25 protein-coding genes and 1 pseudogene are annotated in these 26952 nt (G+C 68.7%); 15 read left to right on the top strand and 11 right to left on the bottom strand.

Annotated features, from left to right (window positions below; all coding sequences use genetic code 11):
- Nucleotides 1-47: 47 nt before the first annotated feature.
- On the bottom strand, nt 48-2237 hold the full coding sequence (locus tag U5A56_RS15425) for an ATP-binding protein (protein WP_321923194.1): 2190 nt from the start codon (nt 2235-2237) through the stop codon (nt 48-50).
- 363 nt (nt 2238-2600) lie between these two features.
- Between U5A56_RS15425 and U5A56_RS15430 the strand changes: the two genes are divergently transcribed.
- The 6 genes from U5A56_RS15430 (at nt 2601) to U5A56_RS15455 (ending at nt 9374) form a co-directional block, all read left to right on the top strand.
- Complete coding sequence (locus U5A56_RS15430) at nt 2601-3530, top strand: TauD/TfdA family dioxygenase (protein ID WP_321923196.1); 930 nt, start codon at nt 2601-2603, stop codon at nt 3528-3530.
- A 43-nt stretch (nt 3531-3573) separates the two neighbouring features.
- Nucleotides 3574-4629 (top strand): ABC transporter substrate-binding protein, encoded by a 1056-nt coding sequence (locus U5A56_RS15435; RefSeq protein ID WP_044843482.1) that lies wholly within the window; start codon nt 3574-3576, stop codon nt 4627-4629.
- Nucleotides 4630-4756: 127 nt separating this feature from the next.
- Nucleotides 4757-5698 carry an ABC transporter ATP-binding protein gene (locus U5A56_RS15440; RefSeq protein WP_415749142.1) on the top strand — a complete coding sequence of 314 codons (942 nt, stop codon included), beginning with the start codon at nt 4757-4759 and terminating at the stop codon, nt 5696-5698.
- Entirely contained in the window at nt 5695-6582 is an 888-nt protein-coding gene (locus U5A56_RS15445) for an ABC transporter permease (protein ID WP_124519738.1), read from the top strand. The genes U5A56_RS15440 and U5A56_RS15445 overlap by 4 nt, the downstream gene beginning before the upstream one ends.
- A 170-nt stretch (nt 6583-6752) precedes the next feature.
- Nucleotides 6753-7970 carry an acyl-CoA dehydrogenase family protein gene (locus U5A56_RS15450; RefSeq protein WP_124485861.1) on the top strand — a complete coding sequence of 406 codons (1218 nt, stop codon included), beginning with the start codon at nt 6753-6755 and terminating at the stop codon, nt 7968-7970.
- Between the two features lie 39 nt (nt 7971-8009).
- Nucleotides 8010-9374 carry an LLM class flavin-dependent oxidoreductase gene (locus U5A56_RS15455; protein WP_321923199.1) on the top strand — a complete coding sequence of 455 codons (1365 nt, stop codon included), beginning with the start codon at nt 8010-8012 and terminating at the stop codon, nt 9372-9374.
- Nucleotides 9375-9376: 2 nt separating this feature from the next.
- On the opposite strand, the gene U5A56_RS15460 is transcribed toward U5A56_RS15455, so the two are convergent.
- The 4 genes from U5A56_RS15460 to U5A56_RS15475 all read right to left on the bottom strand — a co-directional run bounded on the left by U5A56_RS15460 (nt 9377) and on the right by U5A56_RS15475 (nt 13809).
- On the bottom strand, nt 9377-10576 hold the full coding sequence (locus U5A56_RS15460; RefSeq protein WP_124528615.1) for an LLM class flavin-dependent oxidoreductase: 1200 nt from the start codon (nt 10574-10576) through the stop codon (nt 9377-9379).
- Between the two features lie 112 nt (nt 10577-10688).
- Nucleotides 10689-11237 (bottom strand): cytochrome c, encoded by a 549-nt coding sequence (locus U5A56_RS15465; RefSeq protein ID WP_321923201.1) that lies wholly within the window; start codon nt 11235-11237, stop codon nt 10689-10691.
- The gene (gene soxC, locus U5A56_RS15470) at nt 11230-12498 is read right to left on the bottom strand and encodes a sulfite dehydrogenase (RefSeq protein WP_321923203.1); all 1269 of its coding nucleotides are present in this window, start codon (nt 12496-12498) and stop codon (nt 11230-11232) included. The genes U5A56_RS15465 and soxC overlap by 8 nt, the downstream gene beginning before the upstream one ends.
- 126 nt (nt 12499-12624) lie before the next feature.
- Nucleotides 12625-13809: a porin gene (locus tag U5A56_RS15475; RefSeq protein ID WP_321923205.1), complete on the bottom strand. Its 1185-nt coding sequence runs from the start codon at nt 13807-13809 to the stop codon at nt 12625-12627.
- On the opposite strand from U5A56_RS15475, the gene U5A56_RS15480 reads away from it, so the two are divergent.
- The 3 genes from U5A56_RS15480 to U5A56_RS15490 all read left to right on the top strand — a co-directional run bounded on the left by U5A56_RS15480 (nt 13808) and on the right by U5A56_RS15490 (nt 15699).
- Entirely contained in the window at nt 13808-14197 is a 390-nt protein-coding gene (locus tag U5A56_RS15480) for a hypothetical protein (protein WP_321923206.1), read from the top strand. The genes U5A56_RS15475 and U5A56_RS15480 overlap by 2 nt on opposite strands.
- A gap of 91 nt (nt 14198-14288) precedes the next feature.
- A complete protein-coding gene (locus U5A56_RS15485) occupies nt 14289-14633 on the top strand; it encodes a DUF3088 domain-containing protein (protein WP_044846516.1) in 345 nt (114 codons plus the stop codon).
- Between the two features lie 67 nt (nt 14634-14700).
- Nucleotides 14701-15699 carry an ABC transporter substrate-binding protein gene (locus U5A56_RS15490; RefSeq protein ID WP_321923207.1) on the top strand — a complete coding sequence of 333 codons (999 nt, stop codon included), beginning with the start codon at nt 14701-14703 and terminating at the stop codon, nt 15697-15699.
- Between the two features lie 50 nt (nt 15700-15749).
- Here U5A56_RS15490 and U5A56_RS15495 read toward each other — a convergent pair whose 3' ends face one another.
- On the bottom strand, nt 15750-16070 hold the full coding sequence (locus U5A56_RS15495) for a hypothetical protein (protein WP_044846518.1): 321 nt from the start codon (nt 16068-16070) through the stop codon (nt 15750-15752).
- Between the two features lie 303 nt (nt 16071-16373).
- On the opposite strand from U5A56_RS15495, the gene U5A56_RS15500 reads away from it, so the two are divergent.
- A complete protein-coding gene (locus tag U5A56_RS15500) occupies nt 16374-17144 on the top strand; it encodes a class I SAM-dependent methyltransferase (protein WP_321923209.1) in 771 nt (256 codons plus the stop codon).
- A gap of 53 nt (nt 17145-17197) precedes the next feature.
- On the opposite strand, the gene U5A56_RS15505 is transcribed toward U5A56_RS15500, so the two are convergent.
- From U5A56_RS15505 to U5A56_RS15515, 3 genes are all read right to left on the bottom strand, one after another.
- A complete protein-coding gene (locus U5A56_RS15505; RefSeq protein ID WP_321923211.1) occupies nt 17198-18304 on the bottom strand; it encodes a porin in 1107 nt (368 codons plus the stop codon).
- Between the two features lie 107 nt (nt 18305-18411).
- Entirely contained in the window at nt 18412-20838 is a 2427-nt protein-coding gene (locus U5A56_RS15510; RefSeq protein ID WP_321923213.1) for a membrane-bound PQQ-dependent dehydrogenase, glucose/quinate/shikimate family, read from the bottom strand.
- Nucleotides 20839-21297: 459 nt separating this feature from the next.
- The gene (locus U5A56_RS15515; protein ID WP_415749143.1) at nt 21298-22896 is read right to left on the bottom strand and encodes an AAA family ATPase; all 1599 of its coding nucleotides are present in this window, start codon (nt 22894-22896) and stop codon (nt 21298-21300) included.
- Between the two features lie 143 nt (nt 22897-23039).
- On the opposite strand from U5A56_RS15515, the gene U5A56_RS15520 reads away from it, so the two are divergent.
- From U5A56_RS15520 to U5A56_RS15540, 5 genes are all read left to right on the top strand, one after another.
- A complete protein-coding gene (locus U5A56_RS15520) occupies nt 23040-23663 on the top strand; it encodes a hypothetical protein (protein WP_321923217.1) in 624 nt (207 codons plus the stop codon).
- 240 nt (nt 23664-23903) lie between these two features.
- Nucleotides 23904-24377 (top strand): universal stress protein, encoded by a 474-nt coding sequence (locus U5A56_RS15525; protein ID WP_321923219.1) that lies wholly within the window; start codon nt 23904-23906, stop codon nt 24375-24377.
- 40 nt (nt 24378-24417) lie between these two features.
- Nucleotides 24418-24693 (top strand): DUF1488 domain-containing protein, encoded by a 276-nt coding sequence (locus tag U5A56_RS15530; RefSeq protein ID WP_044846571.1) that lies wholly within the window; start codon nt 24418-24420, stop codon nt 24691-24693.
- Between the two features lie 177 nt (nt 24694-24870).
- Nucleotides 24871-25305, top strand: a complete 435-nt coding sequence (locus tag U5A56_RS15535; protein WP_044846524.1) for an Hsp20/alpha crystallin family protein — start codon at nt 24871-24873, stop codon at nt 25303-25305.
- A gap of 198 nt (nt 25306-25503) precedes the next feature.
- Nucleotides 25504-26154: a BON domain-containing protein gene (locus U5A56_RS15540; protein WP_044846525.1), complete on the top strand. Its 651-nt coding sequence runs from the start codon at nt 25504-25506 to the stop codon at nt 26152-26154.
- A gap of 83 nt (nt 26155-26237) precedes the next feature.
- Here U5A56_RS15540 and U5A56_RS15545 read toward each other — a convergent pair whose 3' ends face one another.
- The gene (locus U5A56_RS15545) at nt 26238-26480 is read right to left on the bottom strand and encodes a hypothetical protein (RefSeq protein ID WP_321923221.1); all 243 of its coding nucleotides are present in this window, start codon (nt 26478-26480) and stop codon (nt 26238-26240) included.
- 155 nt (nt 26481-26635) lie between these two features.
- Nucleotides 26636-26920 (bottom strand): annotated as a pseudogene (locus U5A56_RS15550) (LOG family protein); the annotation flags it as partial.
- Nucleotides 26921-26952: the final 32 nt, after the last annotated feature.

Consider the following 26952-nt stretch of genomic DNA (forward strand, 5'->3'; position numbering starts at 1 on the left):
GTGCCTCGTGCCGCATTCGGCATTCAGGATCCGGCAGCGTTCAGCGTTCAGCGCCCGGCTTCCGCACCGGCGCCGTCGTGCGCATCGCCGTCCGTCCCCGGCCGGCTCATCGCGAGATGGAGCGCGGCCGGGTCGACCGGTTTCACGAAATGCTGCAGAAACCCGGTCGCGAGACAGCGTTCGCGATCCGCGTTGCGGCCATAACCGGTCAGCGCGAGAAAGATGCACGGCGTGACCTCGTTGATTGCCTTCAGTCGCCGCAGCAGCTCGTAGCCGTCCATCACCGGCAGCCCGATGTCGAGGATCGCGACGTCGGGACGGTAGGCGCGGTACGCGGCCAGTGCGGTGACCGGGTCGTGCACGACGGCGACCTCGTGACCGGCCTCGCGCAGCCATTGCGCGAGCGTCGACGCGGCATCCTCGTTGTCGTCGACCAGCATCACGCGCCGGCCGGTGCGGCCCGGCGCCAGGTCGCGGATGCCGGGCGGCGGCTGCGGCACGGTGACCGCCACCGTTTTCGGCCGGTATTCGGGCAGCGTGATCGTAAACGTGCTGCCGCAGCCGGGGCCGGCGCTGTCCGCGCGCACCGTGCCGCCGTGCAGCGTCACGAGGCTGCGCACGAGCGCAAGGCCGATGCCGAGGCCGCCATGCGCCTGTTTCGCTTCACCGTCGAGCCGGTAGAACGGCTCGAAGATGCTGTCGAGACGATCGCGCGGAATGCCGGCGCCGTTGTCGCACACCTCGACGATCGCGGTGTCGTCCGCGCCGCGCGCCGCGCGCAGCGTGATGTCGCCGCCCGGCAGCGTGTATTTCGCCGCGTTGGTCAGCAGGTTCGCGACGGCCTGCGACAGCCGCACCGGGTCGCCGTGGCAGCGCGCGTCCGGATCGGCGTCGACCTGCAGGCGGTGGCGGCGCTGCTCGAGCAGCGGGCTCGCGATCTCGACCGCGCGGTCGGCGATGTCGGCGAGCCGCACGGCCTCCTTCTTCAGCGTGATCTTGCCGCGCGTGATGCGCGACACGTCGAGCAGGTCGTCGATCAGCCGGACCATGTGATCGAGCTGGCGCTGGATGATCGCGATCTCGTTCGGCGTCGCGTGGCCGTCGCGGTTGCGGATCAGCTCCAGCGCGAGCGAGATCGGCGTCAGCGGATTGCGCAGCTCATGACCGAGCACCGCGAGAAACTGGTCCTTGGCCTGATTCGCGTCGCGCAGCTCACCCAGCAGCCGGTCGCGCTCCGCGTTCGCGGCGACGAGCTTCTCGCGCGCGGCGACGTGCTCGGTCACCTCGACCGCACTGACGATCACGCCCAGCCCGTCCGCGAGCGGCTGCGGATTGAAATGCAGCCGACACACGCGGGCGCCGTCCGGCTCGGGCCGGTCGCGGTGCTCGCCGATCGTCGTCGAGCAGCCCTGCGCGCGGGCGGCTTCCAGTGCCCGCACGATCTCGGGCGCATCGCCGCCGGGCAGCACCGCCGTCAGCGGCTGGTCGACAATGTCGGTCCGGCCGCACAAGGCCGAGAAGCGGTGATTCGCGAGCACGATCCGGTGCGCGGGGCCCGACAGCAGCGCGATCGGCAATGGCGCGTGCATCAGGACGCCGTTGCGTTGCTGTTCGGCATCCTCGCGGCGACGGATCTCGTCGCTCAGCGCGCGCGAGCGCTGCTGCGCCAGCGCCAGCGTCGGGTACAGCCCGCCTTCGTCGTCGCGCAGCGATGCGACGGGCAGGATGCGGCGGTGCAGCGCGCATACGTGGCGGAACGTCTCCGACTGCTCGGCGCTCGCAAACGCATCGTGCGGATAGCCGCAGTAGAGCGAGAAGCGGTACCGCTCGATCAGCGCGTTCCATAGCGCTTCCACCCGCAGCGCCGCGGCGTACCGGTTGCGCGCGCACAGCAGCGCGACCATTTCGCCGAACGCATGCACGGGCCGGCCGGCGCGGATCGCCGCTTCGACGATCGTGCCGATCGAGCGGCGAAAGCGCGCGGGGTCGGGCAGGTCGCCATTCATGAAGCTGTCGAGCAGCGCATGCGCGCTCGACATGAAGATGCGGCCGCGGGCCGCGCCGCCGGTCGATGCACCGAGCGTGTGCAGGCGTTCGTGCACCGCGGCGAGGCAGGCGGGCCGCGCGATCACGATCGCGCTGCCGCCGGCGCTCAGCGCCTGGGCCGCGAACACGGCGACTTCCGACATGAGCTGCGCGTCGGACTCGTAGAACTGGACGAAGTGATCGGCCCGCATTGGCGCCGATTCCAGCAGGGGAGGGACTGTTTTCATCGCTCACGACCAGGCAATGCCGTTGGCGGCCGGCGATTCCGTGCCGCGGCCATATCCGGTCCGGCGCGCGCAAGCTGCGTGCCGGACCGGCACCGATGCCCGGCGACGCCGCGGCATCGGCCCGGCCCACGCGGGCGGTGCCGGATGGCGCTGCATTTGTAAATACTGCAGAAAGCCCGCGTCGGGTGGCGGACGCCCGCCCGCCGGCCCCGCCGTCCGAGCAGCGATCTTTATCGCTGCAGCAGATAAACGTATCCGAATCGCTTCGTTGACGCAGTGCGGCACGCGCTCGTAGATTCGCATCTTTACCGAATCAAGGGTTGTACCGTGACGACTTCCGCCATCCGCGCCGCAATATCGACGCCCGCCGGCCATCGGCCGGCCCTGCCGCCGGAGGCCGGCGCGCAGCGATTCGACATCGTCCCGTTCGATGCGCCGCTCGGCGCCGAAGTCGTCGGCATCGACCTGTCGCAACCGCTCGGCGCCGCCGATTTCGCGCGCATCTATCGCGCGCATCTCGACCATCACGTGCTGGTGTTTCGCGACCAGCGCATCACGCCGGACGAGCACATCGCGTTCAGCCGCCGTTTCGGCCGGCTGCAGATCCACGTGCTGCACCAGTTCGCGCTGCCCGCGCATCCGGAAGTGCTGATCGTGTCGAACATCGTCGAGAACGGCAAGCCGATCGGGCTCGGCGACGCCGGCCATTTCTGGCACTCCGACCTGTCGTACAAGGAAAAGCCGAGCCTCGGCTCGCTGCTGCATGCGCAGGAGCTGCCGGCCGAGGGCGGCGACACGCTGTTCGCGAACATGCATCTCGCGTGGGACACGCTGCCCGCGCACCTGCGCCGCGCGGTCGAAGGGCGGCGTGCCGAGCACACGTATCTCGCCCGCTATGCGGAGCTGCAGGCGCGCAGCCCGTGGCGGCCGAACCTGTCGGCCGAGCAGATCGCGCAGGTCGAGGCGGTGGTGCATCCGGTCGTGCGCACGCATCCTGAAACGGGCCGCAAGGCGTTGTTCGTCAGCGAGCATTTCACGACGCGCATCGTCGATCTGCCCGAAGACGAAAGCCGGGCGCTGCTCGACGAACTGTTCGCGCACAGCGTGCGCGCGGAGCATCTGTATCGGCACCACTGGCGCGAGCACGACCTCGTGTTCTGGGACAACCGCTCGCTGATGCATCTCGCGGCCGGCACGCCCGACCATCTGCGCCGCAAGCTGTACCGCACCACGATCGAAGGTGACGCGCCGTTCTGAACGGCACGTCCCGGTTCGCCGCCTCATTCTCACTGGAGTTCCGATGTCGTTTCCGCTTTCGCCGGCCCTGCGCCGCACGACCCTGGCCGCGCGCCGCGCACTGGCCGCCACGCTCACCGCGGCGCTCGCACTGGCCGCCGCCGGCACGCCGCAAGCCGCGCACGCGGAAGGCCGCATCCGCATCGCCGAGCAGTTCGGCGTGGTCTACCTGATGCTGAATGTCGCGCGCGACCAGCAACTGATCGAGAAGGAAGGGCGCAAGGCCGGCCTCGACATCAAGGTCGACTGGGTGCGGCTGTCGGGCGGCGCGGCCGTGAACGACGCGCTGCTGTCGGGCGCGGTCGACGTCGCCGGCGCGGGCGTCGGGCCGCTGCTGACCGTGTGGGATCGCACGCGCGGCCGGCAGAACGTGAAGGGCGTCGCGTCGCTCGGCAATTTTCCGTACTACCTCGTCAGCAGCAACCCGAACGTGAAGACGATCGCCGACCTGGGCGCGAAGGACCGCATCGCGGTGCCGGCCGTCGGCGTGTCGGTGCAGTCGCGCGTGCTGCAGTACGCGGCCGCGAAGCAGTGGGGCGACAAGCAGTTCGACAAGCTCGATCCGCTCACGCAGGCGATCCCGCATCCCGACGCGACGGCCGCGATTCTCGCGAACAGCAACGTGATCACGGGCCACTTCGGCAATCCGCCGTTCCAGGAGCAGGAACTCGCGGGCAATCCGAACGCACACATCGTGCTGAATTCCTACGACGTGCTCGGCGGCCCGAGTTCCGCGACGGTGCTGTACGCGACGGAGAAGTTCCGCGATGAGAACCCGAAGACGTACCGCGCGTTCGTCGCCGCGCTCGCCGACGCCGCGCACCAGATCGCGGCCGATCCCGAGCGCGCGGTCGATACCTATATCCGCGTGAACGGCTCGAAGATCGATCGCGCGTTGCTGCTGAAGATCCTGCGCAATCCGCAGGTGCAGTTCAAGACGGCCCCGGAGAACACGCTGAAGCTCGCGCAGTTCATGTATCGCACCGGCGCGATCCGCAACGAGCCGAAGTCGTGGCGCGACTACTTCTTCGACGATCCGGCGACGGCCGGCGGCAGCTGAGCGGGCGTGGCGCTGCGGCGCCGCGATCGACGCTTATGCGTCGACGCGGTTTCGATATGTGCAATCGTTGGTTGGGCCGCGCGCGGTGCCGCCGTATGTTGATGCTTTACCCGCAAGAGTTTCGATCGTGAACGCCACTTCTCCCCGAATCGGGCTGCCGCCGTACGCGGCGCGCGGCGCCGCCGTACCGCCCGCCCAACCCGTCACCGACACCGACGCGGCGAGCAGGCCGGCATCCGCGTCCGCGCCGGCCGGCGCGCACAGCGAGCGCCTGCTGGCGATCGATCGCGTGAGCCTCGAATACCGGAGCGGCGCGCGGATCGTGCGCGCGACCCATCAGGTCAGCTTCGACGTGTATGGCAGCGACCGTTTCGTGCTGCTCGGCCCGTCGGGGTGCGGCAAGTCCACGTTGCTGAAGGCGATCGCCGGCTTCATCGAGCCCGTGTCGGGCTCGATCGCGCTCGACGGCCGGCCCGTGCAAGGGCCGGGCCCCGACCGCATCGTCGTGTTCCAGGAATTCGACCAGTTGCCGCCGTGGAAGACGGTCGTCGAGAACGTCGCGTTTCCGTTGCGCGCGGCCGCGAAGCTGTCGCGCGCCGAAGCACGCGAGCGCGCGCTGCACTATCTCGACAAGGTCGGCCTCGGTGCGTTCGCCGATGCCTATCCGCACACGCTGTCCGGCGGCATGAAGCAGCGCGTCGCGATCGCGCGTGCGCTGGCGATGCAGCCGCGCGTGCTGCTGATGGACGAACCGTTCGCCGCGCTCGACGCGCTCACGCGCCGCAAGATGCAGGAGGAACTGCTGCGCCTGTGGGACGAGTTCCGCTTCACGCTGCTGTTCGTCACGCATTCGATCGAGGAGGCGCTCGTCGTCGGCAACCGGATCCTGCTGCTGTCGCCGCATCCGGGCCGCGTGCGCGCGGAGCTCAACAGTCACGACTATTCGCTCGACAGCGTCGGCAGCGGCGACTTCCGCGACCGCGTCGCGCGCATTCATCATCTGCTGTTCGATACCGATGTAGCGGACGAAACGCGTGCAGCACCGGCCACGGAGGGCATCGCATCATGAGCACGATCGATCCGGTCCTGCCGCCGCTGCCGCCCGTACGCGCCGAATACGTGCGCCCGCTCGACCCGCCGCCCGACGCCGAACGTGCGGCGCCCGCACCGCTGTGGCGCCGCATCGTCGGCGCGAGCGGGTTTCGCCGCGCCGTCATCGCGCTCGTGCTGATCGCCGCATGGGAAATCATCGCGCGCATCGTCGCGAACGACCTGCTCGTGCCGACCTTCGGCGCGACGCTGGCCGCGTTCGTGCAGGGCATCGCGTCGGGCGAACTGCTGGTGAAGACGGGCATCTCGATGTCGGTGCTGCTGCGCGGCTATGCGCTCGGCGTATTGCTCGCGTTCGTGCTGACCTCGCTCGCGGTGTCGACGCGCATCGGCCGCGACGTGCTGTCGATGCTCACGTCGATGTTCAATCCGCTGCCGTCGATCGCGTTGCTGCCGATCGCGCTGCTGTGGTTCGGGCTCGGCACCGGCAGCCTGCTGTTCGTGCTCGTGCACGCGGTGCTCTGGCCGCTCGCGCTCAGCATGTACACGGGGTTCGCCGGCGTGCCGGCCACGCTGAAGATGGCCGGGCGCAACTACGGCCTCACCGGCCTGCGCCAGATCGCGCTGATTCTCGTGCCGGCCGCGCTGCCGTCGATCCTGTCGGGGCTGCGCGTCGGCTGGGCGTTCGCGTGGCGCACGCTGATCGCGGCCGAACTCGTGTTCGGCGCGAGCGCGGGGCAGGGCGGGCTCGGCTGGTACATCTTCCAGAACCGCAACGAGCTGTATACCGACCGTGTGTTCGCGGGCCTCGCGGCCGTCATCGTGATCGGCCTGCTCGTCGAGCATCTCGTGTTCGATACGCTCGAACGCGTGACGGTGCGCCGCTGGGGCATCCCGCACTGACCGTATCGATGTGCGTGCGCATTCCCGGCGCACGCATAACCAAAGCTGAAATCGGTTTTTCACGCGCACCGGATGCGTCCCTATACTTTTCGGTGCTGCCTGCGGGCTGCGGCGACGGCCTGCGCAATCGTGCGGCGAGCCGTCGCTTTTCGACGATGAGGAACCGCTGCATGAATGCCCGTCATGGTGCCGAACCGCACGACGCGTTGCGCGCCGCGCTCGCCGCACTGCCCGAACTCGCGACGGCGATCGGGCGCGACGCCGCGCAACGCGAGGCGCGTCGCGAACTGCCGTTCGAAGGCTTCGCACTCTTTCGCCGTTCCGCGCTCGGCGTGCTGAGGATTCCGGTCGAACGCGGCGGCCTGGGCGGCACGCTGGTCGACCTGTTCGAGACGATCGCGACGCTCGCGGCCGCCGATTCGAATCTCGCGCATGCGCTGCGCATCCACTACGACCTGACCGAGACGCTGCGGCTGTCGCCGCGCACGCCGTTCAACGACGTGCAGCTCGAGCGCGCGCTGGCCGGCGCGATCTTCGGTGGCGCGTCGACCGAGCGCGGCACGTCGCGGCCGGGCGAGAACACGACCGTGCTGCGCCGCGACGGCGCGCACCATCGCGTGACGGGCCGCAAATACTATTCGACCGGCACCGCGTTTGCCGATTTTGCGCGCATCAACGTGGAGAACGAGCAGGGCGACGCGCTCGCCGTGATCATCCCGGTCGCGCGCGACGGCGTGCAGGTGCTCGACGACTGGGACGGCATGGGCCAGCGCATGACCGCGAGCGGCAGCCTGTTGCTGCACGACGTGCAGGTATTCGCGGACGAAGTCGCGGCCCGCGACGGCTCGACGCTCGTCGGCCGCCATTGCGGCGCGCTGCGGCAGCTTCATCTCGTTGCGACGGGCGCGGGCATCGTGCGCAACGTGGCGGCCGACGCGCGTCGCTACGTGCTCGAGCATGGCCGGCCGGTGCTGCACAGCCCGGCGGCGAGCGCGCGCGACGATCATTTCATCCAGCAGATCGTCGGCGAGCTGTCGGCGCACAGCCACGCGATCGACGCGCTCGTGCGCGACAACGCGCGCGCGCTCGACCGCTCCGCGGACGCGATCGAGGCCGGCGCGGCGGACGCGCACGAACGCGTGCTCGACAGCGCGCTCGCGACCGCGCGCACGCAGCTGATCGTCGGCAAGCTCGCGCTGTACGCGGCCGAACGGCTGTTCGAAGTGGGCGGCGCGTCGGCGACCGCGCGCGTGCACAACCTCGACCGGCACTGGCGCAACCTGCGCACGATCTTCAGCCACAACCCGCTGCTGCACAAGGCGCGGGTGATCGGCGACTACGACCTGAACGGCGTGACCACGCACCTGACCGAAGGACGCGTGTTCTGATTCCGCTGCGCCCGCAGCCCACTTTCCGGGAGCTCCCCGATGACGACCCGCACCGGCCACCTGCACCTCGGCGCGTTCCTGTATCCGACCGGCCATCACATCGCCGCGTGGCGCCATCCCGGCTCGCAGGCGGACGCCGGTGTCGACTTTCGTCATTACGTGCGGCTCGCGCAGGCGGCCGAGGCCGCGAAGTTCGACCTCGTGTTCCTCGCGGACGGCGTCGGCACGCGCGGCGACGACGTCGAATTCCTGAGCCGCACCGCGCACAGCTACGTCGCGCAGTTCGAGCCGCTGACGCTGCTGTCGGCACTCGCGGCCGTCACCGAACGCATCGGCCTCGTCGGCACCGCGTCGACGAGCTTCAACGAGCCGTTCCACATCGCGCGCAAGTTCGCGTCGCTCGACCACATCAGCGGCGGCCGCGCCGGATGGAACCTCGTCACGTCGTCGAGCGCGCACGAAGCGCGCAACTTCAACCGCGATGCGCATTTCGATCACGGCGAACGCTATGCGCGCGCGGAGGAATTCGCCGACGTCGTGCGCGGACTGTGGGACAGCTGGGACGACGACGCGTTCGTGCGCGACCGTGCCAGCGGCCGCTTCTTCGACCCGGACAAGCGCCACGTGCTCGCTCATCGCGGCCGCTTCTTCCGGGTGGACGGGCCGCTGAACGTGCCGCGCGCGCCGCAGGGGCAACCGGTGATCGTGCAGGCCGGCTCGTCGGCGGCCGGCACGCGGCTGGCCGCGCGCACGGCCGAGGTGATCTTCACCGCGCAGCAGACGCTCGACGACGCGATCGCGTTCTACGCGGACGTGAAGGGGCAGCTCGCCGCGTTCGGCCGCGACCCCGACACGCTGAAGATCATGCCCGGCGTCTTTCCGGTGGTCGGTCGCACCGAGAGCGAGGCGAAGGAGAAGTTCGACGCGCTGCAGGCGCTGATCGACCCGAAGGTCGGACTCGCGCTCGTGTCGGGCCTGACCGGCGGCGTCGACCTGTCCGCCTATCCGCTCGACGGCCCGATCCCGCCGCTGCCGGAAACGAATGCGAGCAAGAGCCGGCAGACGCTGACGCTCGAGCTCGCGCGCCGCGAGAACCTGACGATCCGCGAGCTGTACCTGCGCATCGCGGGCGCGCGCGGTCACTGGCAGCTCGTCGGCACGCCGGAGCAGATCGTCGATGCGCTCGAGGAACGGTTCGTGCATTACGGCGCGGACGGCTACAACGTGATGGCGCCGACCCTGCCCGGCGGCCTCGACGATTTCATCGCGCTCGTGCTGCCCGAATTGCGTCGTCGCGGGCTGTTCCGCAGCGACTACGCCGGCAGCACGCTGCGCGATCACCTCGGGTTGCGGCGCCCCGCGGCGCGGCGCGAGTCGGCCGTGCCCGGCGCGGCGGCGGCCTGAGTTCAGCGCCGCAGGCCGGCGTCGCGCAGCAGCGGCAGCACGCGTGCGCCGAAGAAGTCGAGATCCGGCCTGAAGTCGTAGAAGCTCAACTGGATGCCGTCGATGCCCGCTCGATGCAGCCGCACGATGTAGTCGGCGACTTCCTCGGGCGAGCCCGTGATCGAGATGTTGCCGCCGATCGCACGCGCGGCCGCCTGCGCGCGTTGTTCGAAGCCGCCGCGCCACGCATGGGCGTCGCTGTCGAAGCGGTGGAAGCTGCCTTCGTCCGCATGCGCGACGATCGCGTCGCGGTACGCGCGCGCCTCGGCCGCCGTCTCGCGGCAGATCACGAGCGGATTGAGCAGCGTGCGGATCGTCCTGCCGCGCGCGGCGGCGGCCGCCTTCACGCGGGCCGTATGCGCGGGCAGCGCGTCCAGCGCGAGATCGACGTCCGGGCCGGCCGGGCTCGTGACGAACACGATGTCCGAATAGCGGGCCGCGAAATCGATGCCGGCGTCGGAGCCGGTCGCGTTGATCAGCAGCGGGCGGCCGTAGCGCGGCTTCGGCGTGACGAACGCGCCGGAGAGCCGCCAGCTCGACAGCGCGGGCGCATAGCTGAAGTTGTCCGGCTGGGCCCACAGCTGGCTGACCGCGTCGACGAACTCGGCGGCCATCTCGTAACGCCGGTCGTGCTCGATCCGGTTCCAGCCGAACATCTCGTGTTCGATCGCGCGGTGGCCGGTCACGACGTTGATGCCCCAGCGTCCGCGCGAGATGTGATCGAGCGTCGCCGTGAACTTCGCGAAATGCAGCGGATGCCACGGCCCGTAGAGCACGTGGCTCGTCGCGACGAGGATGATCCGTTCGGTGCGCGCGGTGAGCGCCGCGAGCGTCATGAACGAGTCGAGCGCCTGGCCGTCGAACACGCCGCCGTAGCCGCCTTTCGGCAACCACTGCGACAGCGCGAACACGAGATCGAAGCCGAGCGCCTCGGCGCGCGCGACCAGGTCGGCGTTGTAGTCGAACGTCCAGTCGGTCGAGCGCGGCAGCGTCGAGGCGCTCCAGCCGCCGGCCTGGATCGGCAGGAACAGCCCGAGCATCAGCGGCTGCGCGAGCACGCGCGACGCGGGGCTGTCGGGGAAATCGGCCGGCGAACGGACGTCGACGAACGGCGACGCCACGAGCGGCGCGTCGGCCCGGGCCGCGGCGGATGTGTCGGTCAAGGTAGGCTCCTCCCTGCGCAGCGCGCTGGCGCCGAACGAAAAAATCCGGCACGCGATGCCGGCAGTCTTGCCGGGCCGTTCTGCGTCGTGCCGGCCGGTGGATCGCGTCGCGTCACAGTCGTCCCGGTCGCGGGTCGGGCACGAAGCCGTCGCGGTTCGGCATCCTGACGCGCGGCAGCGTGCGCGCGTCGAGTGTCGTGTCGTCCGGCACGATGCCGTTCAGGTGCAGCACGTAGGCCGTGACCGCATAGACTTCGTCCGCGCTCAGCGACTGCGGCGCGTTGTACGGCATCGCGCGGCGGATGTAGTCGAACAGCGTCGTCGCATACGGCCAGTAGCTGCCGACCGTCTTTTTCGGCTTCGCGCCGGCCAGCGAGCCGAGGCCGCCGACGAGCGGATCGCCGACGCCGCCCTGGCCGCCGGCGCCGTGGCACATCGCGCACTTGTCGGCGAACACGTGCGCGCCGCGCGCGACCGTGCCCGCGCCGGGCGGCAGGCCGCTGCCGTCGGGCGCGACGTCGATGTCCCATGCGGCGAGCGCCGCGCGGTCGACCGGCTGACCGAGGCCGAAGCCGGCACCGAACGCGGGTAGCGCAGACAACGCGAGCGCGCCCGACACGACCGCGCACGACGCGAGCCGACGCACGATCGTGTTACGCATTGCGCACCTCCCCGTCCGCGCCGACGCGCCAGTTCTGGATGCCGTTGTAGTGGTATTGGGAATTGACGCCGCGCGCGGCGACGAGCGCGTCGCGGGTCGGCTGCACGTAGCCCGTTTCGTCGGTCGCGCGGCTTTGCAGGTCGGCGGGCTCGCCGTTCCAGACCCAGTCGACTTCGAAGCGCGTCAGCGCGCGATCGCGCACGTCGCCCGCGAGCCGCGCGGCGCGCCAGGTGCGGCCGCCGTCGGTCGAGACGTCGACCGCGCGCACCCGGCCGCGCCCCGACCACGCATAGCCGCTGATCGGGTAGTAGCCGTGCGATGCGAGCCGGTGGCCGGCCGACGGGCGCGTGATCACCGATTTCGCGTCCATCTCGAACACGAACTGGCGGGCGCAGCCGTTCGGCAGCAGGCTCGTGTACTTCGACGTTTCCTCGCGCGTCATCTCCGGCGCGCGCACGAGCTTCAGCCGCCGCAGCCACTTGATGTTCGTGTTGCCTTCGAAGCCCGGCACGATCAGCCGCACCGGGTAGCCGTTCTCGGGGCGCAGCCGCTCGCCGTTCTGCGCATAGACGACGAGCGCGCGTTCGAGAATCCGGTCGAGCGGCAGGCTGCGCGTCATCGCCGCGCCGTCCGCGCCTTCGGCGAGCAGCCACTGCGCGGCCGGATCGACGCCCGTTTCGTCGAGCAGCGTCGACAGCCGCACGCCCGTCCATTCGCAGCACGACAGCAGCCCGTGCGTGAACTGGACGGGCAGGCCGCTCGGGCCGTTCCATTCGCTGCCGGTATTGCCCGAGCATTCGAGGAAGTGGATCCGCGATTCGGACGGAAAGCGCAGCAGGTCATCGAGCGTGAAGCTGCGCGGCTCGCGCACGAGGCCGTGCACGACGACGCGGTGGCGTTGCGCATCGATATCGGGCACGCCCGCGTGATGGCGCTCGTAGACGAGGCCGTTCGGCGTGATGTCGCCGAACAGGTCGGCGAGCGGCGTCATCGACGAGCCGGAGCCGGGCAGCGCCGGCGTGCGCGCGCTGCGACGGATGACGTCGCGTTCGTGCGCGCCCGGCAGGCCATACGGTGGCGACAGCAGCGGCGCGCCCGGCGTACGCGTCCACGGCGGCACGTCCAGCGGTGCGAGCGGGGCGAGCGGCTGGCCCGCGAGCGCGCCGCCGGCCGGCAGCATCGCGGCGGCCCAGCCGCCGGCGAGCTGGCGCAGCGCCGCGCGTCGGCCGGTGCGGCGCGGGCGGGAAGGAGAGTCGGTCATGAGAGAAGCCGTGCCGCGCGCGGGCGCGGCAGCATCCGGAAAAACGGACATTCTCGGCAACCGGGCGCGACGCGGCAAACAACGATTCCCGCTTTGCTTATCGCGCCGCGCCGGCTGCGCGAACGCTCAGAACTTCACGCGCAGCCCGCTGACGAACGCGAGTTGCCGATTCGTCGACGATGCGCTGCCGATGTTCGAGATCGCCGCGATCCGGCGATAGCCACCGGACGTCGCGGTGCTCGCATCGCCCGCGGCCAGCTGGTAGATGCCGGACAGGTAAATGTCGGTGCGCTTCGACAACGCATAGTCGAACCCGAGCGTGAACTGGTGCCAGCGCGGCTTCAGCGTCTGGCCGCCGGTGCCCGGCAAGCCGCTCGCGCGTCCGTCGGTGAACGTGTAGACGCCGATCAGCGTCGCCGCCGGCGTGATCTGGTAGCGCCCGTTCACGTCGTAGTTGTTGAACTTGCGCGACGAGCCGTCGACATAGTCGAGCTGCGTGTGGCTCCACGCGAAGCCGAGCGTCGCGCGGCCGAGCGCGTAGTTCGCGCCCGCGACGCCGATCTGCTGCTTGCGCACGCCGCCGTTCAGCCCGTAGAAGAACGCGCCGCTGTAGTCGTTGCCGGTCGTCGTGGTCGCGCCGCCCACCGCGCCGCTCGTGTTCGACGTCGCGTTCGGGTGGTTGAGCCGCACATAGCCGGCGCCCGCCGACAGCGGGCCGTTCACGTAGTTCGCCGACACGCCCCATGCGTTGTTGTTCGAGAAGCCGGTGCCCGCGCCGCCGTTCGCCTGGTTGCTGAACGCGTACAGCGCGTCGGCGGTGAAACCGGCGATCGTCGCGCTGCGGAACTTCACCGCGTTGTTGATCCGGAAGCTCTGGTTCAGGTTGTCGTTGTCGCCGACATGGGTGGCCGGCGACCAGAAACCGGACCCCGCGTACTGCGCGACGAGATCGGTGATCGGCTCGTACTGGCGGCCGAACGTCAGCGTGCCGAGGTCGGCCTTGCTCAGGCCCACGTACGCGGAGCGGCCGAACAGGCGGCCGCCCTGGCCGAGCCCGCCGTCGCTCGGCCGGAAGCCGCTTTCGAGCGTGAACACGGCCGCCAGGCCGCCGCCGAGATCCTCGTTGCCTTTCAGGCCCCAGCGGCTGCCGCTCAGCTTGCCGCTCGTCTGCTGGATGTTGCTCGCGCCGCCCTGGCTGTTCGTATAGGCAAAGCCGGCGTCGACGACGCCGTACAGCGTGACGGAACTCTGCGCATGCGCGCCGATGGAACCGATCGAAACCAAAGCCAGGACTACCGATTTCTTGATCATGAATAACCTCTGTTTTTATGGGTACGTCTGCGAGGATCACGATGCTATTGACGTCGGTCCGGTCGACGAACGTTCGATCCGTGGTTTGCAATTCGCTGCGCGAGCGAATTGCAATGCGTGCCGCTGCACATTCGACGCGTGCGCCGCGATCGCGTCCGGCGCGCGTGCTGCAGCGGACGTATCGGCATGGATGGCGAACATCGCGCGACGGCCATGCGCGGTCGTGCGCATATCGATCGATGAAATCGTTGGATATCGCGACGAGATCCGTTCGGATCACGATGTTTTTATGCAACGCGGCTCTGTGAGACGCGCGGCCGATGCGGTAGGCACACCTGCATATCGATTCCGCAAAACGTTGGTAGGGCCGCGCGATGCAAGGCAGTAGAGTCGGGCATCCGGCCGCGAGCCGGCCAGCGCCGGGCGCAGCGCACGCAGCGTGCAGCCCGGTTGAACCACGAATATGGGAGCCGTGTGAAATGAGTCGGGATGTGTTGTTTCTGCTGGAGCCGGGCTTTGCCGATCCGAAGTATCCGGGCCGACACTTCGTCTGTCCTCACGGACTGGCGATCGAAGGCCTGCTTGCGAGCGCGCCCGAGCGGGCCGGCCGCCTCGACGTGCGCCGGGTCGGTTTCGAACGGCCGCGGCACGCGGTGATCGACGTGCTCGACGACGCGCATCAGGGCCTGCCGGTGCTCGTGCTCGGTAGCGCGCAACCGGCGCCGGACGATGCGCAAGCGCTCGGCACGACGCGCTTCGTCACCGACCCGCGCCGCATCCTCGATCTGCTCGCCGAGCGCCACGGTTTTCCTTCGCTGCATTGACGCACGTCGGCCGTCGCGCACGGCGGCTTCCTTTTTCCCTTTACCGTTCAATCGACAGGAGTATCCGATGGCGTCAACTTCGGCGGCACGCCGCCGCCTGCTGCTCGCCGGCGCCGCGATCGCGGCGGGCCCCGTGGTCGCGCGGGTCGCGTTCGCCGCGCCGACCGTCAACGCCGATCTTGCCGGCACCACGCTGCGCGTCGCGACCTACAAGGGCGGCTGGCGCGCGCTGCTGCAGGCGGCCGGCCTGAGCGACACGCCGTACCGGATCGAGTGGCGCGAACTCAACAACGGCGTGCTGCACATCGAGGCGCTGAACGCGGATGCGCTCGACATCGGCTCGGGCAGCGAGATTCCCGCGGTGTTCGCCGCACGCCAGAAGGCCAGCGTCCGGTTCATCTCGCGTACGCGGGAGGATCTGAACAACCAGGTCACGCTCGCGCGCAAGGACACGCCGATCCTCGGCATCGCGGACCTGAAGGGCAAGCGCGTCGGGTATGTGCGCGCGACGACGTCGCACTATTTCCTGTACCGGCAGCTTGCGGAGGCCGGCCTCGGTTTCGACGACATCCATCCGATCAACCTGTCGCCGGCCGACGGGTTGTCCGCGTACGACCGCGGCGACCTCGACGCGTGGGCGATCTACGGCTACAACGGCCAGCTCGCGCGCAATCGTTACGGGGCGCGCGTGCTGAAGACGGGCAAGGGCTATCTGTCCGGCAATTTCCCGATCTATGCGAACCCGCGCACGCTGGACGACCCGCGCCGGCGCGCGGCGACCGGCGATCTGCTGCTGCGGTTCCAGCGCGCGTACGCGTGGGCGAACGGGCATTTCGGCGCCTATGCGCGCGTGCAGAACGGCGAGACGCGCGTGCCGGTTGCCGATCTCGAGGCAATGTTCGCGCAGCGCAGCGACGACTACGCACTGCTGCCCGTCACGCCCGACGTGATCGCGCAGCATCAACGAGTCGCGGACGTATTCGCGCGAATCGGCGTGCTGGATGGGCCGGCCAACGTCGCGCCGTTCTGGGATACGTCGTTCAACGCGCTGGTGGCGTCGGCGTGATGCGCGACCGGCGCTTCAAACGCCGGTAGGTGACTGTCGCGCGGATCGAATCAGGCGAACGTCGTCGCGACCATGATGCCGAACACCAGGCCGAGCGCGATGCCGGTCAGCCGGCCGTAGATCGACGCGCGCACATTGTCGTCCAGCTCGAACGGCGAGCGCTTGTGCTTCCATACGGTGCTGAATGCCACCGGGCGGGTCAGCAGCACGGTGCACGCGATCAGTACCGGCGTCGCGACGAGCATCGCGATGCGCGGCCCGGTCCAGTCGACGCCATGCATCATCAGCGAAACGAGCACGGCGAGCGGCACCTCGACGCACAGGCCGAGCAGCGAGCCGCCGACGAAGGAGTCTCCTGGTGATTGGAACATGGTCGGTCCGTCCGTTCGAATGAAAGCCGCGCCCGTTTTCGCGCCGTTGAAAATGGTGACCGCGGTCCTTGCTGAAGCCCGTGGTCGATCGTGTGGCCGGATGTTAAGGCAAATTGTCGACCGGTTGTCGGCTATTCAAGCTATTTAACAAATGTTCGCCGGAAACCGGGTATCGTGCGCGGATCGGGACGATTCGCCGCGGTAGCCGTCGGCCACGCCGTTCCGGCAGACGGCGCCGGGGCGCCGGGGCGACGTGACCGAGCGGGTGGCGCGTACGCCTGAAGCCAACCAGGGGACTGCAACATGATTGACATTCCGGCCAACCATCCGGCGACGATCGCCTGCAAGGTGTGCGGTGCCGACGCGGACATCTGCGGCGTGGTCGATTTTTCGCGCTGCGGCGCCGACATGATCGCCGGGAAAAAGGTCGATCCGTTCGTGGGCGTGCCGATCTACTACTACGCGTGCCGGCAATGCGGATTCACGTGTACGTCGGCCTTCGACCGCTGGACGCACGACGATTTTGCGCGTCACGTGTACAACGACGACTACGCGCGCCACGATCCGGAGTATCTCGAGCATCGTCCGCAGCAGCACGCCGACCTGATCTGCACGAGCTTTCCGTCGATGCGCGAGACCCGCATTCTCGATTTCGGCTCGGGGCTCGGGCTGCTGGAAAAGAAGTTGTCCGCGCGCGGCTTCGCGGATGTGACTTCGTATGATCCGTTCAGCCATCCCGTCGCGCCGCAGGGGCAGTTCGATTCGATCCTGTCGTTCGAGGTCTTCGAGCATCATCCGGATCCGCGAAGCCTGTTCGCCGACATCATCCGCTACCGGGCGCCTGCCGGCGCACTGCTGTTCCAGACGTCCCTGATCACGCCGGAGATCCTCGCGCGCGGGATCGAGCAATGGTGGTACTGCGTGCCGCGCAACGGGCATATTTCGTTTTATACGAGCCAGGCGCTGACGCTGCTGGCGACGCGGCACGGGCTTGAATTCGGCTCGTTCAGCCCGGAGCTGCACGTGGTGTTCGATCGCGCGGCGGCGCCGGGGTGGCTTGCGAAATTCTTTTAGTGAAAGGGGCGCGTCGCGTCGATCGCGACATCGGCCGCGGACGTGCGCTTCGTCTAGAAGCGATCGATCACGCCGAACTGGATACCGCGCCCCGACGCACCCGGCCACGAAGGCGTGAGGCCGGTCACGTTCACACCTCTCAGCGTGTAGGTGGCCTGGCCGCGGTTGTGAAGCCACGCGGCACTCGCATAGACCAGCACCCGCTTCGACACATCGTATTCACACGCCGCGCTGAACTGGTCGGCATCGTTGTCGCGGCCCGACCGGTCGCGCAGCCACGTATAACCCAGCGACGCGCGAAAACGCGCGTTCACCGCGTAGCGTGCGGAAGCCGACACGCCGTCGCTGTGATATCGCGGCGTTCCGCCGTCGCCATTGAAGTACGACAGGAAAGCCGTCACCGGGCCGAACGCATAGGACACGCCGCCGAGGTTGGCGCGCAGTGCGCCGCTGCCGTGGGTTTGCTGGTGTGCGTACGAAATGCGCAGCGGGCCGTCATGCCAGGCGAACGTCTCGATGTGGCCTGCCAGCCCGTTGCCGTCGCCGTCCTTCGCGTCGCGCAACGACGCCATGATCGTGGTCGAAAAGCCGTGCACCTCGGGGGACAGGTACGTGATCGCATTGCTTTCGTACGGCGTGATTTTCGACAGATTGTTCAGCCCCGACGCGATCGTGCCGGCCCCGAACGCATCGAGCTGCCCCTTGAACGGGATGTAGATCGGCGAATACTGACGGCCGACCCGCACCGTGCCGTAGCGTGAGCTCACGCCGATCCAGGCCTGGCGGTTGAACAACGTGTTGGCGGCGGCCAGGGTGCCGTCCGCCGAGCCGAAGCCGTTCTCGAGATCGAACAGGATCTTCACGCCGTTGCCGATATCCTCCGCGCCGCGCACGCCGATGCGCGAGCCGCGATACGCGCCGGAATCCATCCGGGCGACGTAACCCGCACCGGGATTCGTGATCTCGATGCTCGTGTCGATCGTGCCGTACAGCGTCACGCCGCTTTGCGCATGGGCCGCCGACGCGTGTGCGGCAATGGCCGTTGCGGCCGCACCGATGCGCAGTGCGAAACGTGTGACGGCCGCCGGCCGGCGCGATCGGCGGCGTCCCGGCGTGAGGTCGTGATTTCGGGTGCGGGAAGCGGGAAAGGAACGATTCATGGACAACGGTAGCATGCAGTCAAGACAGTGAGGTGACGCGCTGAATGCGGGACGGTGCGGCAACCCTCGCCGCACCATCCCGCACGCGATCCGGTCGATTCCGGCGCTTACTTGCTGTCGGGCAGGGCGTAAGCCACCACGTAGTCGCCCCGATCGGGCGACTGGCGCGCGCCGCCTGCCGAGATGACGATGTACTGCTTGCCGCCGATTGTATAGCTCATCGGCGTGCCCTGGCTCCCGACCGGCAGCCGTGCCTTCCACAGTTCCTTGCCCGTCGAGCTGTCGAACGCGCGCAGGTAGTAGTCCTGCGTTGCGGCGAAGAACACGAGACCGCCGCCGGTCGTCAGCGAGCCGCCGATGGTGGGCATGCCGATCGGTGACGGCATGTTCATCTGCACGCCGTGAAGGCGCGTGTCCTTCACGCTGCCGAGCGGGACTTGCCATGCGATGCGGCGGGTTTTCAGGTCGACCGCGGTGAGGCTGCCGAACGGCGGCTTCTGGCACGGGATGCCGATCGGCGAGAGGAAGCGGTCCTTCAGCACCGAGTACGGCGTGCCGCCGAGCGGCACGGCACCCATGCCCGCGTTCACCGATTCGTTGCCGTCGGAGGCGCCGCCGCGGTTCTTCTCCTGCTCCAGATGGACCCAGAGGCCCAGGCGCATGTCGTTCACGTAGATCATGTCCGCGTTCGGATCGTACGACAGGCCGCCCCAGTTCATGCCGCCGAGCGAACCCGGGAAGCTGAGCGAGCGATCGGTGTCCGGCGCGGTGAAGAGGCCGTCGTAGCGCATGCCGCGGAAGATCACGCGGCACATCAGCTGGTCGATCGGCGTGACGCCCCACATGTCCGAATCCTTGAGCACGTCGGCGCCGATCTGCGGCATGCCGACGGACAGCGGCTGGGTCTTCGAATACGGCTCGTTCGGAATCGACGCGGTCTTGACCGGATGTTCGACGACCTGAGTCAGCGGCTTGCCGGTCACGCGGTCGAGCACGAACAGCTGGCCCATCTTGGTGCCGACGATCAGCGCCGGCACGCGCTTGCCGCCTTCCACGGGGAACTCGATCAGCGTCGGCTGCATCGGCACGTCGTAGTCCCAGAGGTCGTGGTGGACCGTCTGGAAGTGCCACTTTTCCGCGCCCGTCGTGGCGTCGAGCGCGAGGAGGGAAGCGCCGTATTTCTCGTCGAGCGCGGTGCGCTTCACGCCCCACAGGTCGATCGCCGCGTTGCCCACCGGCATGTAGACCGTGTTCGACGTCGCGTCGTAGGTCATCGGCGCCCACACGTTCGGCGTCGAGCGCACGAAGGTCTTGCCTTGCGCCGGCTGCGCGTGATCGTCCGGATTGCCTGGATCGAACGCCCACTTCATCTTGCCGGTCATCACGTCGAAGCCGCGGATCACGCCGCCGGGCATGTCGAGCGACACGTTGTCGGCGACACGGCCGCCCGTGACCACCGTCGTGCCCGCGACCGTCGGCGGGGACGTGAGCTGGTACAACGGGCTCTTCGCGTTACCGAGGCCGGCCTTCAGGTCGACGATGCCGTGATCGCCGAAGCCGTCGCACAGCTTGCCGGTGTCCGCATCGAGCGCGACGAGCTTCGCGTCGATCGTGTTCATGAAAATGCGGCGGCGGCACACGGCCGGATCCCCGGACGCGGCGACCGGCAGGACCGGCGTCGATCCGGCGACGGTCGGCTGCACGAGCGGCTTGTCCGCATCGAAGTACGCGAGGCCGCGGCAGCGCACCCAGACCGTCGTTTTGGTCGGGAACGCATGGCGCCATTTCTCCGCGCCCGTCGCGGCATCGACGGCGATCACGGTGTTGTGCGGCGAGCACAGGAACAGCGTGTTGCCGACCTGCAGCGGGGTTTGCTGATCTTCCGAGCCGCCGCCGTCCGGGCTGAGCGGCGTGTCGCCGGTGCGGAACGTCCACGCGACCTGCAGATGCTTCACCGTGTCGCGATCGATCTGCGCGTAGCGCGTGAAGCGGTCGCCGCCGTCCGAGTGACCGTAGGCCGTCCAGTCGTCGGTGCCTGCATTGCCGGCCGCCGGCACGGGCGTCTCGGTGCCGAACGTGCCGTGCGGCACGAACATGCCGTAGACGAACGCGCCGTTGCAGGCGAGCAGGAGTGCGGCGACGCCCCATGCCATGCCGCGTGCGGGTGCCTTGCCTTCGGCACGGCGCAGCAGCGGCCAGGCCGGCGCGAGCAGCATGCCGATCATCGAGAACATGAAGATCCGCGCGTTGAGCGGCCAGAACGCGAAGCCGACTTCCCACACGGCCCACAGCGCCGTGGCGATCAGCATCACGAGGTAGATCGCGACCGCACTGGCGCGGCGCCGGGCGAGCTGGACGCCGGTCGCGCACAGGGCGAGCCCGGCCAGCAGGTAGTACGCGCTCCCGCCACGGGCGACGAGCATGCCGCCGCCGATGACGAAATAAAGGCCGAGGAGCAGCGAGACCGCGCCCGCGGCGGTCAGGGCGATGCGGGCGGAAGCACGAATCGGCTCTGCAGGGGATTGCTTGGACATGAGTGTCTTCTTATCCGTTTGCGCCGGGCTGCATCGAAAGGCGGGAAGAGGGCGCCGTGGGTGGCCCCGTTCGAACACGTGGAGAAGGCGCCGCACGGCATGCATGCGCGGGCTTCGCAGGTCCTGATCGTGCAGCCTGGTTAGCTGTAGAAATTAACCAAGCGGTGCATTTTAATGGCGAACCGGAGATTTTGCTCGCCCATTTTTTCGTCGATTCTTGTTCGATTGGTTGAAAGTGTGTTGCAGATTAGTGCGACGGGCGATCGAACGGAAACCCGGTCGATTTCTTGCAGCAAGTGAACGAACCGCAGCGGGGGGAAACTGCCCCGGGCGAAGTTGGGGGCGAACCACCTCGAAAGCCGAGCGAGCCGCCTTCGTGCGGGCGGATCGCGCCATCCTGGCGTCCGGCACGAGCCGCGCCGCTTCCCGCAGGGATTCGCGCCGCGTGCCTACGCGTGCCTACGCGTGCAGCGCGGCGAGCAACGGCGCCCAGAACGCGCCGCTTTCATACGCCGCGGCATCGCAATCGGTGTCGAAACGAATCGCGATCGCTGCTTCGGCTTCGGTCAGCGGATCGGTATGCTCGATCTGCCGGGCCAGCACGGCGGCATCGGCATCGGAGGCATCGCGTCCGCGTGCCGCCCGGGCAGCGACACGCGCGGCGAGCGTTGCCCGGCTCGCGGTGAAATCGAGCATCGCGACGCGCACGCCGAGCCGTGCGGCGAGCGCGATGAACGCCGCCCGGTTGCGCCGGCGCAGGAACGTCGCATCGACGATCGCCGTGTAGCCGCTGTCGATGACCACGCGAGCCTCCGAAAGCAATCGGTCGTAGATCTCGTCGACCGCCGTATCCGAATAGGCAACGGCGGGCAGGCGGGTGCCGGCCGATGCCCCGGCCAGGCGCTTGCGCTCGACGTCGCTGGACAAGCGGATCGCGCCGAGCCGCTCGGCCAGCGCACGGCTCGCCAGCGACTTGCCCGAACCGGAAACCCCGTGACACAGGAGCAACGCCGGCTGCGCATCGCGTCGTGCGTCGGCCATCGCCGACGCAATGCGCAGATAGCGGGCGCGTGCCCCTGCGTCGCCGCGCAGCCGGGCGGTCAGCGCGCGCACCAGCGCACGGTAGACGAAGTAGCACGGCAGCACGCCGAGTGCAGCATGGTCGCCCGTACGCGCCAGCCAGCCGGAAAGGAGGCGGTGGGCGCAATCCTCGCGTCCGTGGGCGGAGAAATCCATCAGCGCGAACGCGAGATCGCTCGCCACGTCGATCCAGCGCAGCGCGTCGTCGAATTCGACGCAGTCGAACATCAGGATCCGGTTCCGCCAGCGCACGATGTTGTCGAGATGCAGGTCGCCGTGACATGCACGCACGAAACCGAGCGCATGCCGATCGGCGAGCCGCGGTGCGATGCGGGTCAGTTCGGCTTCGTACCAGGCGCGCAGCACGGCTTCGTCCGGCACCGCGACGTCGAGCGTGTCGAGCAAGGGCCGGCACTGGGCCGCGACGCTCGCCGCGCTGCCGGGATGGCCGCGCGGCGCGCGGCGCGACGCGTGCAGATGATGGCGGGCCAGCGTATCGGCGAGGGCGTCCGCGTCCGCGAGACCGTCGTCGTGCGATGCGCTGCGAACCGACAGCATCGCGTGCGCGTCGAACCGGCGCATGCGCACCACGTACTCGCCCGGCGCCGTCCGCTGCCGGCGCCCGCCGGTCGGCACCGGTGCACCGAACGCGCACCGCCGGCCATGCGTGACGAGCGGCCAGACGCCCAGGTACAGCGGGCCGGCGAACGGCCGGTTGAGCGTGCACTCCGCGAGCGCGCAGCGGCGCCGCCGCGCCGGCTGCACGAGATCCACGAAGGCGAAGCGCACCGGCTTGATGCGCTTGTACGCGTAGCGCCCGGCCAGATAAACGACGGACAGATGGGTTTCGATCCGCTCGATCCGGCCGGCGGGATGGGGATAGGTATCTGGCCGGCGCAACGCGCGATCGAATTGTCTCGACTTTCGTCGTGCGTTTCCGCGGCTCGGCGCGAACGGGACATGCGGCGCTCGGGACATGATGAACGGATCGGTTATACGGGGCGCGCGTACGCGTTGCCGCGCCCGGCGGGTTGGATACGAAACGAGTATGCGCGTTCTCGTTCGCCCGATGTCGCCGGATCCGGCCGGCAGGCCCGGAATTGCCGACGCGACGAACCCTATTGCAGCCGACCACGGCGTATCGCGACTTGATGCCGGTCAAGCCGGACGCCCGACAGACGCGCGAGCAGACGCTTGACGCAGGTCAACCGCATTCCCCGGGGCGGCAATACAGTCGGTTCGAGCGCCCGCGCAAAGCGGCGCGTGACCGTATGCGGAATTCACGGCCGGACGAGGCATTGACGATGAAACGACGGGCGTTGGCGATGGCTGTGCTGCTCGCGCTGGGCGCATGTGCCGGTGCGGAGCGAACCGGGACCTTCAGGACGATGGAAATACGACTGCTCGAGATGCGTCAGGCCACCTCGCTGCAGTGTTCGACGCCGTCCGAGTGCGACCGTGCGTGGAGCCGCACGCGGCGCTACGTCCAGGATCATTCGTCGACCCGAATCACGCGATTCAGTGCGGACCGGATCGAGACGGCGCAACCGTATGTGGCCGGAGAAGTCTATCTCTGGGCGTCGCGCGCGGAATCGGGTGGCGGCGGCTCGGTGATCCGGCTCAAGGCGATGTGCAAGGGCATGTATGACAGCAACGGCGGCCCGGGATGGCAATACGACGCGTGCGCCAGGAAGATCCTTGAAATCGAGCAAGGCTTTCGGTCGGACGAGAACCCGCCGGGCTAGCGGCGGATGCCGTCGGTCTTCGGCAATGCGGCGCCTCGCCTCCCGGTCGGCCGGACGCCGGCCAACGGCCGACCGCCGACCGCTTCGGCCCGCATGCCCCGACGAGCGCCAGTCGCCACGCGTGCCGGTTTCGCGGCGGCTCCCGACCGTTGACCTTGGTCAACGCCTGCCCGCGGCGAGCGCCGATGATGGAAGCGAAGCCGAACGCCGCCGGCGCGTCCGTTCATCAGCGAGGTTCGCATGTACACGAATATCATGGTTGCCACGGACGGTAGTCCTTCGGCGCATCGCGCGCTCGACGAAGGTCTCAGGATGGCCAGGCTGTGCGGCGCCCGCCTGTTCGCCGTGTTCGTCGTCGACAAGTCCACGCTGTTCGCCTACGGCGGCCGGATGGAGCCGGAAGCCTTGCTCGACGAGATCCGGCACCACGGCGCCGCGATCCTGCGAGACGCCGACCGGACGATCTCGCGCGCGGCAGTCAACGGCGAGACGGACCTCATCGAGACCGATTTCGGCCAGGACGTCGCGGCGCGCCTGCAGCGCTACGTCGTCGATCGTTCGATCGATCTGGCCGTGGTCGGCACGCACGGTCGGCGCGGGGTCCGGCGGCTGGTGCTCGGCAGCGTCGCCGAACGTTTCCTGCGCGCATCGAGTTGCCCGGTCCTGCTCGTGCGCGGTGAGGATGCCGCGCCCGCGACGGTCGCGGCGGCCTAGTGTCGCCGTCGGCCAGCGCCTACCTCCGCAGGTGATCATCATGCAGATATCGTTTCCTTCCGAACAGCCGACGTATTGCGGATTCGACCCGGCGTTGAGCTTTCCGGCGCTCGTGGAAGGCCGGCGCGTACGCTGTTCGATCACTGCGGCCGCGCTGGAAGATCACTTCCGCGCGGCGTCGCCTCGCGAGCAGGATCTCGTCGACGCGTTTGCGCGCCATCGTCCCGCCATCGAGCGCGCTGCCCGCTGCCTGCTCGAGGAAATCGGCGGCCGGCCGGTCCTGCTTCACAGCGGCTATTTCCGCTTCTGTACGTAACCGGCCGCAGCCCTTGACGCGCGTCAAGCGCGCGCCGGGGCACGTAGGTACGCTGGACTTCCAAGGATCAATCGTCCCATGCGCGACATGGGGTGTCGCGCCCTCCGATCTTCATTGCGGCTGCTGCTGTCGGGACGAGCGAACCGGCCGCATGTCACCATATGAGGAGTACGAACCATGAGCAACATGACGCGTTACGATCCGTTTTCGATCGAACCCGTATCCGACCTGTTCCAGGGGCTGTTCAGGCCGCTGCGCGGCATGGCGCTGGCAGACCAGCCCGATCTTGCATCGATGAAGATCGACGTCACCGAAAACGACAAGGCGTATACCGTCAATGCGGAACTGCCCGGCGTCGCCAAGGACGATATCGACGTCCAGGTGACGGGCAATACCGTATCGATCCACGCGAAGATCGAGCGCAACAACGAGCAGAAGGAAGGCGAGCGCGTGATCCGGCGCGAGCGCTACAGCGGTGCGATCAGCCGCTCGTTCTCGCTGTCCGGCGATATCGACGATGCGAGCGCGACGGCGACGTATCAGGATGGCGTGCTGTCGCTGACGCTGCCGAAGAAGGCGCCGGTCGGGCAGAAGAAACTCACGATCAGCTGATCGGACGACGGGCAGCGGGCGAGGCAGGCACGCGTCGCCCATCGGCAGGAGCCGGCGCGCGGAGCGATCCGCGCGCCGCTTCGCCGCGCTACGACGTGCGGCATCCGTTGACCTGCATCAGCGATCGAAAGCCGCGCGTGTGCAACGCTGGCTGCGTGCGGCCAACAGGCACGCCGCGGGCTCACAGGAGAGCAGACGATGAAAACCGACAAGCAGTTGAAAGAGGATGTCCAGGACGAACTGGAGTCCGACCCGGCGATCGATTCGACCCGCATCGGCGTCGAGGTGGCCGACCGGATCGTGACGCTTTCCGGGCACCCGCCGAGCTACGCGGAGAAGCTGGCAATCGAGCGCGCGGCGAACCGCGTGGCCGGCGTCAAGGCGCTCGTCGTCGACATGACCGTGCATCTGCCGGACGACGACGTGCGCACCGACGAGGACATCGCGAAAGCGGTGCGTTCGGTGCTGCACTGGACGGTCGGGCTGCATGACGACGCGGTCAAGGTGCAGGTCGAACGCGGCTGGATCACGTTGTCCGGCAAGGTCGACTGGGCGTACCAGAGCCACCTGGCCGTGCGCGCGATCTCGCAGATGCGCAGCGTGACGGGCGTGACCGACCACATCGCGGTACAGGGGACGGTCGGTTCGGCCGACATCGGCGGCAACATCAAGCGCGCGATCATGCGCCATGCGGAGCGCGAGGCGAGGCACATCGCGATCGACGTGCACGACGGCACCGTGCGGCTGTCCGGCAAGGTCGGCTCGTTCTCCGAGCGCAAGGCCGTGCGGGGTGCCGCGTGGTCCGCGCGCGGCGTGCGTGCCGTGATCGACGACTTGGTAGTCGAGTAAGTCCGGCACGCGCAGGAGCGGTTCGCGGGGATCCGGGAGGGCGGTCGGATGACGCTTTCAGGCGAACTTCACGACGCCGCGTATCACCCCACCTTGAGCGCGGAAAGCTGCAGCGCCTGGGCGAAGCGGGCCAGTGTGGCGATCGATCCCGTCACGCTTTCGTACCGCTCGCGCCCGATCTGCCCGTCGAGTGTCACCAGCATGCCGGCGTCCCGCGCGAGCGCGACGAGTGCCAGCGTGTCGAGCGCGGCCGTGCTGGCCGCGTCGGCCGTATCCGATGCGGCGGCCCGCATCCCCGAATCGGAACGATAGTCGGCGTGTGACATGACGCTTCTCCTGGTTGTTGTGCGATCGGCGTGCCGGTCGACCGGTATCCGTGGCTTCAGTATCGGTGGGGCGCGCCCCCGATTCAATCAGCCGGCCCCGAAGTCGAGGTAGGAATCGCACCCGTTTCGTCGGCGGATTCCTACACGGCGGGGGCCGCGAGAAACGCCAGGTCGACCGCGCGGCGCCAGTACGCCTCGCCGGCGAAGACGACCGGCAGCGGCGCGATCTTTCGCGTCTGCAGCAGGGTCGGCACTTTGAACAGCTCGTCGAACGTGCCGTAGCCGCCGGGGAAGAAGACGGCGGCTTTCGCGCGCTCGAGCAGGGGCAGCTTGCGGATCGCGAAATGGTGGAACCGGAAGCAGCGCGCTCGCGTGATGTACGGATTGGGGGCCTGTTCTCGCGGCAGCTCGATATTGAAGACAATGCTCGCCGCGCCGCGCGGGAGCGACTAGCCTTGGATGGCGAAGCGCG

The sequence above is a fragment of the Burkholderia sp. BCC1998 genome (assembly GCF_905339875.1).
Lineage (GTDB): Bacteria > Pseudomonadota > Gammaproteobacteria > Burkholderiales > Burkholderiaceae > Burkholderia.